General features: G+C 68.2%; 12 protein-coding genes and 1 tRNA gene. 4 read left to right on the top strand and 9 right to left on the bottom strand.

Annotation, left to right across the window (positions count from 1 at the left end):
- Position 1: 1 nt before the first annotated feature.
- Positions 2–403, bottom strand: a complete 402-nt coding sequence (locus AB0C62_RS17815) for a hypothetical protein (protein ID WP_362974098.1) — start codon at positions 401–403, stop codon at positions 2–4.
- An 841-nt stretch (positions 404–1244) separates the two neighbouring features.
- Between AB0C62_RS17815 and AB0C62_RS17810 the strand changes: the two genes are divergently transcribed.
- Positions 1245–2192 (top strand): hypothetical protein, encoded by a 948-nt coding sequence (locus AB0C62_RS17810; RefSeq protein WP_362974096.1) that lies wholly within the window; start codon positions 1245–1247, stop codon positions 2190–2192.
- Between the two features lie 98 nt (positions 2193–2290).
- Complete coding sequence (locus tag AB0C62_RS17805) at positions 2291–2926, top strand: DUF6461 domain-containing protein (protein WP_362974094.1); 636 nt, start codon at positions 2291–2293, stop codon at positions 2924–2926.
- Here the strand turns inward: AB0C62_RS17805 and AB0C62_RS17800 are convergent.
- Both AB0C62_RS17800 and AB0C62_RS17795 read right to left on the bottom strand, forming a co-directional pair.
- Positions 2900–3229: a hypothetical protein gene (locus AB0C62_RS17800; RefSeq protein ID WP_362974092.1), complete on the bottom strand. Its 330-nt coding sequence runs from the start codon at positions 3227–3229 to the stop codon at positions 2900–2902. The genes AB0C62_RS17805 and AB0C62_RS17800 overlap by 27 nt on opposite strands.
- 263 nt (positions 3230–3492) lie before the next feature.
- Positions 3493–3575, bottom strand: a tRNA-Leu gene (locus AB0C62_RS17795).
- A gap of 415 nt (positions 3576–3990) precedes the next feature.
- Between AB0C62_RS17795 and AB0C62_RS17790 the strand changes: the two genes are divergently transcribed.
- Together AB0C62_RS17790 and AB0C62_RS17785 are read left to right on the top strand one after the other, a co-directional pair.
- On the top strand, positions 3991–4761 hold the full coding sequence (locus tag AB0C62_RS17790; RefSeq protein ID WP_164370910.1) for an ABC transporter ATP-binding protein: 771 nt from the start codon (positions 3991–3993) through the stop codon (positions 4759–4761).
- 157 nt (positions 4762–4918) lie between these two features.
- Positions 4919–7447 (top strand): FtsX-like permease family protein, encoded by a 2529-nt coding sequence (locus tag AB0C62_RS17785; protein ID WP_362974090.1) that lies wholly within the window; start codon positions 4919–4921, stop codon positions 7445–7447.
- A 126-nt stretch (positions 7448–7573) separates the two neighbouring features.
- Here AB0C62_RS17785 and AB0C62_RS17780 read toward each other — a convergent pair whose 3' ends face one another.
- From AB0C62_RS17780 to eno, 6 genes are all read right to left on the bottom strand, one after another.
- Positions 7574–8863 carry a cyclopropane-fatty-acyl-phospholipid synthase family protein gene (locus AB0C62_RS17780; protein ID WP_362974088.1) on the bottom strand — a complete coding sequence of 430 codons (1290 nt, stop codon included), beginning with the start codon at positions 8861–8863 and terminating at the stop codon, positions 7574–7576.
- A 248-nt stretch (positions 8864–9111) separates the two neighbouring features.
- The gene (locus AB0C62_RS17775) at positions 9112–10506 is read right to left on the bottom strand and encodes an NAD(P)/FAD-dependent oxidoreductase (RefSeq protein WP_164370913.1); all 1395 of its coding nucleotides are present in this window, start codon (positions 10504–10506) and stop codon (positions 9112–9114) included.
- Positions 10507–10974: 468 nt separating this feature from the next.
- The gene (locus AB0C62_RS17770; protein WP_362974086.1) at positions 10975–11916 is read right to left on the bottom strand and encodes a Ppx/GppA phosphatase family protein; all 942 of its coding nucleotides are present in this window, start codon (positions 11914–11916) and stop codon (positions 10975–10977) included.
- A complete protein-coding gene (locus AB0C62_RS17765; protein WP_362974084.1) occupies positions 11913–12473 on the bottom strand; it encodes a DUF501 domain-containing protein in 561 nt (186 codons plus the stop codon). Before AB0C62_RS17765 ends, AB0C62_RS17770 begins: the two co-directional genes overlap by 4 nt.
- 40 nt (positions 12474–12513) lie before the next feature.
- The gene (locus AB0C62_RS17760) at positions 12514–12990 is read right to left on the bottom strand and encodes a septum formation initiator family protein (RefSeq protein WP_362974082.1); all 477 of its coding nucleotides are present in this window, start codon (positions 12988–12990) and stop codon (positions 12514–12516) included.
- A 121-nt stretch (positions 12991–13111) separates the two neighbouring features.
- On the bottom strand, positions 13112–14398 hold the full coding sequence (gene eno, locus AB0C62_RS17755) for a phosphopyruvate hydratase (protein WP_362974080.1): 1287 nt from the start codon (positions 14396–14398) through the stop codon (positions 13112–13114).
- Positions 14399–14420: the final 22 nt, after the last annotated feature.

Here is a 14420-nt window from a genome sequence, read left to right as displayed (position 1 = left end):
GCTACAACTCACACCACTCACCCAGAGGGCAGGTCGCCCGCGTCTGGGTGAAGTCATGCACTACGTGCCACGCCCGATCGGTATCCAGGACAAAGTCGCCCGTGAACGCGGCGAGGTCGTCCATGATCGGGACTTCGACCTCGGCACCCGAGGGCACGGTGCCGTCTCCTACGAGGAGAGACATCCGCTCGGTGCCACTCATCAGATGGACGACCGCGTGATCATCTCGGAAGGCCAGGATCAGCACCGGGAACTCACTGGTCGGCAACCGAACCTCGATGTACCCCTGACCCCGGGAACGCAGGTCGCTGAAGCGATCTGACAGATCCTTCACCGCTGAACGTCTCTCAACCGGATGGAACAGTCCCGATTCCGGCGACGTCGCCGCCCACACCACACTCATACAGCCCCACTTTCCCACCCAGGCCATCGCCCACGATCCAGGGCCACGCTCCCACGCTCCACCACGACACGACTACGGGGATTGGGTCGCATGGCCCTGTTACGAGCTCTAAGTGGGCGGCAAGCCGCTGGTGGTTGGCAATCGCCACGCCCCAGAGCGAGGTAATCCAGCAGAGCCACGACAACCGCCTCCGTGAAGGTATCGGTGGCCCGACCCGCAACCAGCAGCACACACACAAGTATAGGTCCGCTCAAGCCGATATTCTCGCCAGAATTACCCCCTGCTGCGCGAACGTCTAAAAGATGTCACTGCTGTCTCATTTTGGTCGTTGACGCAATGATCTTGCCGTGATTGCGTTACTGGGTCGCGCTGACCAACGACAATATGGGGGGGACCCTTGAGCGGCAAAATTCACAGAGTGCTTATAATAGTCGGCGCTCTAATCCTGGCATTATTTTCTCCGAGCATCGCTCAGGCCGAGAATTCACGAGCCGATCAAATAGCGAGTTTGACACAAACCGCCGAACGCTCGCACGAACCACGAGCACTCCAAAACAGGCCGAAACACTTCCAGGCCCTCTCCACAACCAGCGAAATACGAGCGAACAACGACTGCGCTGACATCAAGCGCAACCTCAAGTCACTCAGGGACGCAGGCCAGAAGCACGCAGTCTGTGTCGAGTGGCAGACACCCAGGGAGACGGCGAGGACTCAGGGTAAATCTCTGGCAGCCGCCGCAGGAACAGTCGTTTGGTGCAACATTCAGCTGCCGAACCAGGTGTACGTGTCCCGCTATTCGATCTGCTCCGTGCGTGGAGTTGTCGTTGTCCTTGTGGACACTGTGAGCGGCATCGTCCTGGGCAAGGCCTACGGCACTGTGGAACAAGAGATCGACACTCAGAATGCCATCCCAGAATACTTCGAGTACGTGAACTTCACGCTGACGTCAGCCGACGTAGCAACGGAGGGGATGACCGTCCAGATCGACTCGACATGCTCGCTCGACTCCAGCTGTAAGCAGACTTCCGGGCCCTGGACCTCTCCTCGTCCGATCACGGCCGGTGGGTCGATCGACGGCACCATCACGCGCCAATGGACAGGCGCTCAGACCAAGGGTGCCGAAAAAGCCTTCCTCATCAGCTACCAACTGACCGTCAACGTCGGTGGTCTGAGCGGTTCCACGCGATGGGGTGGCAACAACGAGCCTGGCGACGGGCAGTACTGGGTACGCTGCGACTTCAAGGTCAGCGCCCACGCCGGTTGCGTCGCATCTGCATTCACTCCCACATTCGAGGTTGACAAGAAGTATTTGGAGGCTCGCCAGTACATCGGCATGGTCCAGGCCAGCATGTCCACTCACCCTGGCTGGGAGGGGCGAGGACAGCCACTGCATCGGGAATCAAATGACGCGGAAGCGGCGAAGAACCGCGCCGTCGTCTGCGACAGCACGTTCAAAGCCAGTGCAAGCACCCCGGCGCCAGCACAGTGCGACGAGTGGCCGTTCGCCAAGTCGAAGGAGAGCGGACGCCAGCTCGGCGTCAAGTCCGGGGCGGACTGCCAGCAGTACTACGTCACATCTCTGACAATCGACGGCAAGGTTCACCTGTCTCTCGGGTGGGTTGGCCTGAGGGAAGGAAAGTCTCCTCCAGCAACAGCAAAGTGTGCGCGCGCCAGCATGCCGAAGAATCAGAACGAGGGCGTCGGAGGCGACCTCGGTCGCTTTACGACGGAGCAGCGACTTCTCGAAAAGGACCCCTACTGGGTTAACGCCGGGCAGCCCGTCTCTTAAGTCCTGACCCACCTTAGACGCAGTCGGTCATTGCGCGACTCGATCCGTCAGGGCGGATCGAGTCGCGCAATCCCCTATCACCCTGAGCGAGGTAAATGATGAGCGCAGAAATCTTTCCGAACTCCAACCTGTACGAGACGGGATATTGCGCCATTCTCGTTCGCGACATCTCCCCGGAGGAGGCGCTTTCCCGGATCCCTCACAGCAAGTCAGGGCCAATAGGGCTCGACAGAAGCGACTTCGACGCGATCAAGGCACTGGGGAGCGATGTCGACCAGGACGACGTACCCCAGGTGAATATCAACGATCTGGAAAGCAGCGGAATTCTAGATTCAAATGGACCACTGCTGCGCGCGGGCTCCTATGCATCCTGGGCCTTCATAATCGAACCTGAAGGCCCCTTTCTCGCAAAGGAAGAGGTTTTGAAGGCCGTTTCTCGCGAGACCACTGCACTCTCTGTTCAGCTGAGCGAGACTGCCGCAGCGTGGATTTCGTACGCAGAAGACGGTGAGATCCTCTCATCCTTCGATCCACTATTTCCGGACAGCGACTACGGAACACGGCCGACGGCGCTCGAAAACCTGACCGGATACCGGGCAGCTATCGACGCTGGCGAACGTGCCGACGCATACGAAAACGTGCTTCGCCAAATCCAGGAGTCGCTGCAGTGCGCCCTACCTGCAACCGTAGATGCCGGTCGGCTGCCGTCAGTTCGTGTCGATGACGAGTACTAGTTCTTTCGCCTTCGTAAACTCCCAGCCATTGCGAGCCGGTTGACGACTCGGTGCGCGGTCGCACCCGTCGCCCGCCTCGGTGATGTGGAAGGTGTTCTGTACGACCCGGCCCGCGCCCGCCTCTTCGCAGCCCGTCGACTTCTCGGCGAGGCTCTTGAGGGCGTCAGCCATGATCGACGACGACTCGGCGCCCTGCCGCCGGCCCTGAGCCCGGGTCAGCGGGATGACGTTGTCCCGGCTCCCGGACCTCCCCATCGAGCCCACCCCGCGCATCCTGGCGAACTCCGAGGACACGGAAGTCACGACACCCTTCGCTGCCCGCCGCTCGGCGTCCTGAAGGGCGCCGAGCTGGCCGAGGAGGCCGACGTGCAGCCCCGAGACGGTCAGGTGGCCAATCCGCTCTGCCGCCGTCGCACTCTGAAGCTGACGTCGGCGCCGTTCTCTACCCTGCCAACAGATGCCATACCGGGACACTAAGGACTTGTGTGCCAGCGGTGTGCCAGTGCCACGAAGTCCCTACCGTGACACTCGGTCGCTTCCGCAGGTCAGCGGGTCAGGGGGAAAGGTGCCCGGAGCCGGACTTGAACCGGCACGCCCGCGAGGGGCAGCGAGGTTTAAGCTCGCCGTGTCTGCATTCCACCATCCGGGCAGGCCATGAGCCCCGCATCGAGACTCCGAGCCTATCGGGGCCCGCCCCCCGAACAGCGGCCGGGCGAACCGATGTTGTCTTATTTTATTGACGTCTGAGGGTGCATCAGCACCGGGTACGGGCCATCAGCACTTGCCAACAGCGTTTCCGACGGCCGCGGCCCCCGTATACGGAATGACGGAATTTCACCGTCCGGGCGGAGCCCGCCCCGGCGGCCCGGCCGGTCCCCCGGAGGACCGCGACCCGGAGGACCCTCAGGGCAGACCCGTCATCCCCAGGTATGACACAACGGCTCCCGGTGCGACCGGAGTCTGCCCCCGGAACCGGAACAGCGGCTGACTCCGGGGCGCGGATCGGCACGGACGATGGAATCCGTCCCTCGCACATCTCGTCGTCCCGACAGGAGCACCCTCCCGTGACCACCACTCCCCTCGCCGGCACAAGCACCGCGGTCGCAGCCCGCGCCACGGAACTGTCGAAGGTCTACGGGCAGGGCGAGACCCAGGTGGTCGCCCTCGACCAGGTCTCCGTCAGCTTCCGCCAGGCCGAGTTCACCGCGATCATGGGCCCCTCCGGCTCGGGCAAGTCCACGCTGATGCACTGCGTGGCCGGCCTGGACACCTTCTCCTCGGGCTCGGTGCGCATCGGCGACACCGAACTGGGCTCCCTCAAGGACAAGCAGCTCACGAAGTTGCGCCGGGACAAGATCGGCTTCATCTTCCAGGCGTTCAACCTGCTGCCCACGCTGACCGCCCTGGAGAACATCACGCTCCCGATGGACATCGCGGGCCGCAAGCCCGACAAGCAGTGGCTGGACACGGTGATCCGGATGATCGGCCTCGCCGACCGGCTGGGCCACCGGCCCTCGCAGCTCTCCGGCGGCCAGCAGCAGCGCGTCGCGGTGGCCCGCGCCCTCGCCTCCCGGCCCGACATCATCTTCGGCGACGAGCCGACCGGAAACCTCGACTCGCGCTCCGGCGCCGAGGTCCTCGGCTTCCTGCGCAACTCCGTACGGGAGTTGGGGCAGACCGTGGTGATGGTGACGCACGACCCGGTGGCCGCCGCCTACGCGGACCGGGTCGTCTTCCTCGCCGACGGCCGGATCGTCGACGAGGTGTACGAGCCGACCGCCGACTCCGTCCTCGACCGTATGAAGCAGTTCGACGGCAAGGTCCGCACGAGCTGACCCCGGGCCGGGCCGCCCGACCCGGCACCCGACACCCGACACCCGACACCCGGACCCTCCCGCTCCCGGCACCCCGCTCCTCCCCGGCGGCCCGCACCCTTCCGCGCCCGCTCGCGGATTCCCGCGCCCTCCTGCGACTCCTGGACTGAGAAGACCCATGTTCCGTACCGCCTTGCGCACCGTGCTCGCGCACAAGGCCAGGCTCCTGATGACCGTGCTCGCCGTACTGCTCGGCGTGGCGTTCGTGTCCGGGACCCTGGTCTTCACCAACACCATCTCGGACGCCTACCAGAAGAGCTCCGCCAAGGGCTTCGACCAGGTCGACGTCGCCATCCGCCCGGAGAGCGCCGAGGACAAGGGCGACACCGTCGGCGCGACCCACAAGCTGACCCGGCCGCTGCTCGACAAGGTGGCCGCGGCACCGGGCGCCGCCTCCGCGATCGGCGTGGTCGACGGCTTCACCGCCATCGCCGACAAGGACGGCAAGCTCATCGGCGGCGGCTTCCAGTCGCAGGGCGGCAACTACTGGGGCGACAAGGACCCCCGCTACCCGCTGACGACCGGTCACGCGCCGCACGGCACCGGCGAGGTCGCGATCGACGCCGAGACCGCGAAGCGCGCCGGCTACCACGTCGGCGACACCGTCCGGCTGTCGGTCGACGGTCCCGTCCTCGAACCCGTCGTCACCGGCATCTTCACCACCGACGACGGCAACGTCGCCGCGGGCGGCAGCCTCGCCCTGTTCGACACGGAGACCGCCCAGAAACTGTTCCACTCCGTCGGCTCGTACGACGAGATCGACGTGAAGGCCGCCGCCGGCACCAGCCAGACGGCACTGCGCGACGCGCTCGACGAGGTCGTGCCCAAGGAGGTCGCGTCCACGACCACCGGTCGGCAACTCGCCGACGACCAGGCCGAGATGATCTCCTCGTCGATGAGCGGCATGAAGACGGGCCTGCTGGTCTTCGCCGGGATCGCGCTGTTCGTCGGCACGTTCATCATCGCGAACACGTTCACCATGCTGGTCGCGCAGCGCACCAAGGAGCTGGCCCTGCTGCGCGCGGTCGGCGCCTCCCGCCGCCAGGTCACCCGGTCCGTGCTGCTGGAGGCCTTCGTGGTCGGCGCGGTCGCCGCCGTCACCGGACTCGCCGCGGGCATCGGCATCGGCGCGGGCATGCGCTCCCTGATGGGCACCCTCGGCGCCACCGTCCCGGACGGCCCGCTCGTCGTGTCCCCCGGCACGGTCGCCACCGCGCTGCTCGTCGGCGTCCTCATCACGATGCTCGCCGCCTGGCTGCCCGGCCGCCGTGCCGCGAAGATCCCGCCCGTCGCCGCGATGAGCAGCGTGCACGCGAAGGCGACGACGAAGTCCCTGGTGCTGCGGAACACGATCGGCGCCCTGTTCGCGGCTGCCGGTGTCGCCGTCGTCCTCGCCGCGACGACGATGGACGGCTCGGACGGCCAGGCCCCGATGGGCCTCGGCGCGGTCCTGCTCATCATCGGCGTCTTCGTCCTCACCCCGCTGCTGTCCCGCCCGCTGATCGCCGCGGCGGCCCCCGTCCTGCGGATCTTCGGCATCTCGGGGAAGCTGGCCCGGCAGAACTCGGTGCGCAACCCGCGCCGTACGGCGGCCACCGCCTCGGCGCTGATGATCGGCCTCACCCTGATCACCGGCATGACGGTGATGGCGGGCAGCCTGCAGAAGTCGATCGACAAGATGGCCAGTTCGGCGATCAGCGCGGACTACGTCGTCTCGATGGCGAACGGCAACACGCTCTCCCCGGACGTCGAGAAGAAGCTCACCGGCGTCGACGGGGTCACCGGCGTCAGCCCGCTGCGCAACGCGCCCTCCCGCATCGACCGGCAGACCGAGTACCTGACCGGCGTCAACGGCGCGGCCATCGGCAAGCTCACCGACCTCACCGTCAAGGACGGTTCGTTCACGGTCGGCGGCCCGCGTGTGGTGGTCGACGCGGACACCGCCGCGTCGCACGGCTGGAAGGCCGGCTCCGCCTTCCGCGTCTCCTACGAGGACGGCAAGCGGCAGAACCTGACCGTCGCCGGGGTCTACGAGGGCAACGAGCTGATCCAGGGGATCATCCTGGACAACGCCACGCTCGCCCCGCACCAGAGCCGTGTCTCCGACATGCAGGTCATGGTGAAGACGGCGGGCGGCGCCTCGGACGCGGCCAAGAACCGGCTGGAGAAGGCCCTCGGCGACAACCCGGCGATCCAGGTCCAGAGCAAGAAGGACCTCTCCGACAGCATCGCCAAGATGTTCACGCTGATGCTCAACATGCTCTACGGGCTGCTCGCGATGGCGGTGATCGTCGCCGTCCTCGGGGTCATCAACACCCTCGCGATGTCGGTCTTCGAGCGCTCGCAGGAGATCGGGATGCTCCGCGCGATCGGCCTGGACCGCAAGGGCATCAAGCGGATGGTCCGCCTGGAGTCCCTGGTCATCTCGCTCTTCGGCGGTGTCCTCGGGATCGGTCTCGGCGTGTTCTTCGGCTGGGCGGCCGGGCAGTTGATCGGCAGCAAGATGCCGACGTACGAACTGGTGCTGCCCTGGGGCCGGATGGCGGTCTTCCTCCTCCTCGCGGCGGCGGTCGGCGTCCTCGCGGCGCTGTGGCCGGCCCGCCGTGCGGCCCGCCTGAACATGCTGACGGCCATCAAGTCGGAGTAGCGGCCCGGGGTGCCGCGGAAGAAGTGCGCCGCGCGGCCACCCCGGACACCACGAAGGGTGGGGGCCCCGTTCCTGACACGGAACGGGGCCCCCACCCTTAGGTGCCACCCGTTGGCTGCCCGGGGTTCAGTTCCAGGTTCTCGCCCGCAGCGGCATCCCGGACGCTCCCGATCCCTCCGGTGTCTTCACCGCCAGGACCTGGTTGACGCCGATGTTGTTGCTCTCGAAGGCCAGGGCGCTGGCCGCCATGTACAGCCGCCAGACCCGGGCCCGGCCGGGGCTCGTGAGCCGGACGGCGCGGGTCCAGTCCGCCTCCAGGTTGGCGACCCAGCGCCGCAGGGTGAGCGCGTAGTGCTCACGGATGGACTCCACGTCGCGCACCTCGAAACCGGCCCGCTCCAGCTGGGTCACGGTCGTCCCGACGGGCGCGAGTTCCCCGTCGGGGAAGACGTAGGCGTCGATGAACTCGTCGACGGCGTACGCCGACTCGTCGCGCCGGGGCCGCCGGCCGATCTGGTGGTTCAGGAGCCGCCCGCCGGGCCTGAGCAGCCGGTTCAGCACCTCGGCGTACTCCAGGTAGCGCTCGGCGCCCACGTGTTCGGCCATCCCGATGGAGGAGATCGCGTCGAAGGGCCCGTCGGTGACGTCCCGGTAGTCCTGCACCCGGATCTCCACCCTGTCGGTCAGGCCCTCCTCCGCGACCCGCTTGCGGGCGTAGGCGGCCTGCTCCTGCGACAGCGTCACCCCGACCACGGTCACGCCGTGCTCGCGGGCGGCGTGAATGGCCATCGAACCCCAGCCGCAGCCGACGTCGAGGAGCCGCTGACCGGGCTTCAGGTCGAGCTTGCGGGCGATGAGTTCGAGCTTGTCGTCCTGGGCGGCCTCCAGGGTGCCGCCGTCCTGCCAGTAGGCGCACGAGTAGACCATCGAGGGGCCGAGGACGATCTCGTAGAAGTCGTTGCCGACGTCGTAGTGGTGGCTGATGGCGCGTCTGTCGCTGCGCTTGGTGTGCAGGTGGCGGCGTCTGCGCATCTCCTCCGCGGGCGGTGCCGGCGGCAGTGGCGGCCCGGCCAGCTTCACCAGACCGCGCACCGCGGCGCGCACCTCCGGGTCGCGCAGGGCCTCGCCGAGCCCCCGTGCGTCCTCGCCACGCTCCCAGACCAGCCCGGACATGTGGCCGAGGGCGGTGTAGAGGTCGCCCTCCACCCCCAGGTCGCCGGAGACCCAGGCTCGCGCGAGGCCCAGTTCGCCCGGCTTCCACAGCAGCCGGCGCAGGGCCCGGCGGTTGCGCACGACGAGTGCCGGAGCGCCGGGCGGCCCGGCTTCGGAACCGTCCCAGGCACGAATGCGCAGCGGGAGCGGAGCTCCCATCAACTGTTCGACAAGGCTCTTCAGCCGCGGCGCGGCGTCCTGCATGACGTACACCTCCGAGACAACACTCCCGAACGCTCCAACACCACGTAAACACCTACCCGCCCCTCGCGCAGTCCCCTCCACGCGTCACGGGTTGGCAAAATACGTGTACCCACCATGCTTTCTGTGCCGGTTCGCCCCCGCTGTCCGCTCCGGCGCCCCTCCCGCGGGAACGCCGAAGGGGCCGCCCGCACCACGGATGGCGGGCGGCCCCTTCGGGGCGTTCGGTGACCGAGGTCAGCCGGCCTCGGTCAGGAGGCCTTGGCCTTCTCCTCGGACTTGGCGGCGGACGCCGGGGCCGCGGCGGCCGGAGCCGGCTTGGCAGCCTCGTAGAACTCCTCGCGCGGCGTCTCCATGGCGCCGAGGGAGACCACCTCGCGCTTGAGGAACATGGCGAGCGTCCAGTCCGCGAAGACGCGGATCTTGCGGTTCCAGGTCGGCATGGCCAGACCGTGGTAGCCACGGTGCATGTACCAGGCGAGACGGCCCTTGAGCTTGATCTTCATCTTGCCCATGACGATCATCGCGACGCCCTTGTGGAGGCCGAGACCGGCCACCGCACCCTTGTTGGAGTGCGCGTACTCCTTCTGCGGGAAGCCCCGCATGCCGGAGACCACGTTGTCGCCGAGCACCTTGGCCTGACGCAGCGCGTGCTGCGCGTTCGGCGGGCACCAGGCGTTCTCGACGCCGGCCTTGCGGGCGGCCATGTCCGGCACCTGGGCGTTGTCGCCCGCGGCCCAGATGTAGTCCGTGCCCTGCACCTGGAGCGTGGTCTGCGTGTCCACGTGGCCGCGCGGGCCCAGCGGCAGACCGAAGCGGGAGAGAACGGGGTTCGGCTTGACGCCGGCCGTCCACACGATGGTGTTGGAGTCGACCTCCAGGCCGTTCTTCAGCACCACGTGGCCGTCGACGCAGGAGTCCATGGAGGTGGAGAGGTAGATCTCCACACCGCGGCTCTCCAGGTGCTCCTTGCCGTACTGACCGAGCTTCGGACCGACCTCGGGAAGGATCTTGTCCGCGGCGTCGACGAGGATGAAGCGCATGTCCTCGCGGGACACGCTGCTGTAGTACTTGGCCGCGTCGCGGGCCATGTCCTCGACCTCGCCGATGGTCTCGGCGCCGGCGAAACCGCCACCCACGAAGACGAAGGTCAGCGCCTTGCGGCGGACGTCCTCATCCGTGGTGGAGTCGGCCTTGTCGAGCTGCTCGAGGACGTGGTTGCGCAGGCCGATGGCCTCCTCGATGCCCTTCATACCGATGCCCTGCTCGGCGAGGCCGGGGATCGGGAAGGTGCGGGAGACCGCGCCCATCGCGATGACGAGGTAGTCGAAAGGCAGCTCGTACGCCTCGCCCACGAGGGGGGCGATCGTGGCTACCTTGCGGTCCTGGTCGATGGTGGTGACCCGGCCGGTGAGGACCTCCGCCTTCGGCAGCACGCGTCGCAGCGGGACGACGACGTGCCGAGGGGAGATGCTGCCGGCGGCGGCTTCGGGGAGGAAGGGCTGGTAGGTCATGTACGACCGGGGGTCGACGACCGTGACGGTCGCCTCTCCGTAGCGCATCTTCTTGAGAATGCGCCGAGCTGCGTACAGGCCTACGTACCCACCGCCTACTACGAGGATCCTGGGACGCTCCGTGGTGCTCATGCCATCGAGTATCCACCCGGTCATGGGGGGTCGCTCGTGCGCCCCTTCACAAGCTTGGGCAGGTGCTCTGCTACACTGCGCGGCCCGCCTTGGCGAGGCCGTGGTCCGCGAGGGCGACCGGCGTACGGTTCGTACCCTTGTCAACACCGCGTGAGCTGCACTCCGACCCGTTCGGCCCAGTGGGCAACTCCCCTGTTTCACCGGCCGGAAACGCGCCCGCAACGCTCCGTTGAACCCGCTCAGGGGGCCACCGGACCCCGCTCGGAGGCCCAACCGGCCCCTTCCACGCCCGGCAGGGGTTTTTTCCTTGTGAAGAACTTCACGAACTTTCTCGGCGAGGTTCCTCCAAGGGGCTCCCCCGACCCCCTCGGACCCGCTCATACGCTAGCCGACCTGCTCAGTAGAGGCTACTGATCGGTAGTAGAGGAGACCCGGGCCACGGCCCCGGCCACCGCCCGGGCCACCGGCCTAGGCCACCGACCACGCGATGCCGTCGAGGATGTCGTGCTCGCTCACGACGACCTCCCGGGCGCCGGTGCGCTCCATGATCGACAGCAGCACGAGGGCGCCCGCGCCGATCACGTCGACGCGCCCCGGATGCATGGAGGGGACCGCCGCGCGCTCGGCGTGGGTGGAGCGCAGCAGCCACTCGGTGATCTCGCGGACCCGCTCGACGGGGATCCGCGAGTGGTGGATGGCCGCGGGGTCGTAGGCGGGCAGCTCCTGCGCGATCGCCGAGACCGTGGTGACCGAGCCCGCCAGGCCCACGAGCGTGCGCGCCTCGCGCAGCGGGACGGTCTCGGCGGCCAGGTCGAGGGCCGCCTCGATGTCGGCGCGCATGGCCGCGACCTGCTCGGCGGTGGGCGGGTCGGTGACGCCGCCGTCGTGCACGAGGTGCCGCTCGGTCATCCGTACGCAGCCGACGTCCACGGAGCGCGCCGCGCGCACCGCGTCGGCGCCGACCACGAACTCCGTCGAACCGCCGCCGATGTCCACGACGAGGTAGGGCTTGGCCAGGTCGTCGCTGCCCTTCAGCTCCAGGGTCGCGCCGGTGAAGGAGAACTCCGCCTCCTGGTCCCCGCTGATGACCTCGGGTTCGACGCCGAGGATGTCGAGGACGCCGCGCACGAAGTCGTCGCGGTTCTCGGCGTCCCGGGAGGCGGAGGTGGCCACGAAGCGGAGCCGCTCGGCGCCGTGCTCCTTGATGACCCCGGCGTACTCGCGGCACGCGGCGAACGTCCGCTCCAGCGCCTCGGGCGCGAGCCGTCCCGTCCGGTCGACGCCCTGGCCGAGCCGGACGATGGTCATCCGGCGGTCCAGGTCGACGAGTTCCCCGGTCTCCGGGTCCGCGTCGGCGACCAGCAGCCGGATCGAGTTCGTACCGCAGTCGATCGCGGCGACGCGGGTCACCGGCCGGCCTCGCCGACGGGCTCAGCGGGCTCCGCGGGCTCGCCGGGAATCGTCACGCACGCTCCCTTGCGCCACCACTCCGGCAGCATCGCGATGGTCTCGTCGCCGAGCGGGTTCACGCCCGGTCCCGCGGCCAGCGAGTGGGCGACGAGGACGTGCAGGCACTTCACCCGGTCCGGCATGCCGCCCGCGCTCGGGAAGCCCGCCAGGACCTCGATGGCGTCACGGCGCGCGATGTAGTCCTCGTGGGCGGCGCGGTAGGCGTCGGCCAGTTCCGGGTCCGTCGCGAGCCGGTCCGTCATCTCCTTCATGACCCCGTTGGCCTCCAGCGTCCCGATCGCGGACGCGGCCCGCGGGCACGTCAGGTAGTACGTGGTCGGGAAGGGGATGCCGTCGGGGAGGCGGGGGGCCGTCTCCACCACGTCGGGCTGACCGCAGGGGCAGCGGTGCGCGATCGCGCGCAGCCCGCGCGGCGGCCGGCCGAGCTGCTGCTTGAAGGCCTCGACGTCGGCGTCGGTGGGCTCGGTGCGCGGAGTGGTCGGCGGTGGCGTTTCCATGCCGTGAGTCACGTGTCTTTCTGGTCAGTTCAGGGGTTCGTCACTGGTCGGCGGCGTCGGACTTGTCCACGCCGTCCCAGACGTTGGTGTACCAGGGGCGGTCGGCGGCGCCCTGGCCGGCGCGGGCCTGCTTCGCCGCGTCCGGGTCGACCACGACGTAGCCGGTCTCGCCGGGCATCACGTAGTGCAGCCGCTGCCGGATCTGCTGCTCGGCGTACGCGTCGTCCTGCCAGCGTGCCTTCAGGTCGCGCAGTTGCTCGACCCGCCGGCGGGCCTGCTCCTGACGGTGCTCCAGGTCGGCGACCTCGGCACGCTGGGAGACGTACTGCCGCATGGGATAGGCGAGCGCGACGATCAGGGAGCACAGCACGAGAGCGAGGAGCGCGGCCCGGCCGGTGAGCCGGGAACGGCGGGCCTGCCGTTTGGTCTGGGAGCGGTAGACCCGGGCCGCCGTCTGCTCGCCGAGCAGCTTGAGCCTGGTCGAGGTGGAGAACCGGTCCCGGTCCTTCACGGCCATGAGTCCCGCCTCCCCAGTACCGGCCCGCCGTGGTGCGGGCCCGTCACGTGCGTACGTCCCCGCACACGGTACGGGACCGAGTACGGGGACGTACGTACGACGCTTCCCAAGCGGGTGGTGCTCAGCCCTTGAAGCGGGGGAACGCGCTGCGGCCGGCGTACACCGCGGCGTCGTCGAGGATCTCCTCGATGCGCAGCAGCTGGTTGTACTTGGCGACACGGTCCGAGCGGGCCGGGGCGCCGGTCTTGATCTGACCGCAGTTCACGGCGACCGCGAGGTCGGCGATGGTGACGTCCTCGGTCTCGCCGGAGCGGTGGGACATCATGCACTTGAAGCCGTTGCGCTGGGCCAGCTCGACGGCGTCCAGCGTCTCGGTCAGCGAACCGATCTGGTTGACCTTGACGAGCAGGGCGTTGGCGGAGCCCTCCTCGATGCCGCGGGCCAGACGCTCCGGGTTGGTGACGAAGAGGTCGTCGCCGACGATCTGGACCTTGTCGCCCAGCCGGTCGGTGATGACCTTCCAGCCGGCCCAGTCGTCCTCGTACAGCGGGTCCTCGATGGAGACGAGCGGGTACGCGGAGACGAGCTCCTCGTAGTACTCCGTCATCTCGGCGGCCGAGCGGGACTTGCCCTCGAACTCGTACTTGCCGTCCTTGTAGAACTCGGACGCGGCGACGTCGAGCGCGAGGCCGATCTGCTCACCGGGGATGTAACCGGCCTGCTTGATGGCCTCGACGATGAGATCGAGGGCGGCGCGGTTGGACTCCAGGTTCGGGGCGAAGCCGCCCTCGTCGCCGAGGCCGGTCGACAGGCCCTTGGTCTTCAGCACCTTCTTGAGCGTGTGGTAGACCTCGGCGCCCCAGCGCAGGGCCTCGGAGAAGGACTCCGCGCCGATCGGGGCGATCATGAACTCCTGGATGTCCACGTTCGAGTCGGCGTGCGACCCGCCGTTCAGGATGTTCATCATCGGAACGGGCAGCAGGTGCGCGTTCGGGCCGCCCAGGTAGCGGAAGAGCGGCAGGTCGGACGCCTCGGAGGCGGCGTGCGCGACGGCGAGCGAGACGCCGAGGATCGCGTTGGCGCCGAGCGAGCCCTTGTTGTCGGTGGCGTCCAGGTCGAACATGGCCTGGTCGATCAGGCGCTGCTCGGTGGCGTCGTAGCCGACGAGCTCCGGGCCGATCTGCTCGATGACGGCGAGGACGGCCTTCTCGACACCCTTGCCGTGGTAGCGGTTGGGGTCACCGTCGCGGAGCTCGATGGCCTCGAAGGCACCGGTGGAGGCGCCGGACGGAACGGCGGCACGACCCGTGCTGCCGTCGTCGAGGCCGACCTCGACCTCGACCGTGGGGTTGCCTCGGGAGTCCAGGATTTCCCGGGCTACGACGACGTCGATGGACGGCACGAGCATCTCCTTCTGGGATGTGACGCGA

The organism is Streptomyces sp. NPDC048643, assembly GCF_040650615.1.
Classification (GTDB): Bacteria; Actinomycetota; Actinomycetes; order Streptomycetales; family Streptomycetaceae; genus Streptomyces.
Note: the sequence above shows the minus strand (reverse complement) of the source record. Positions and strands in the feature narration are given on the sequence as shown.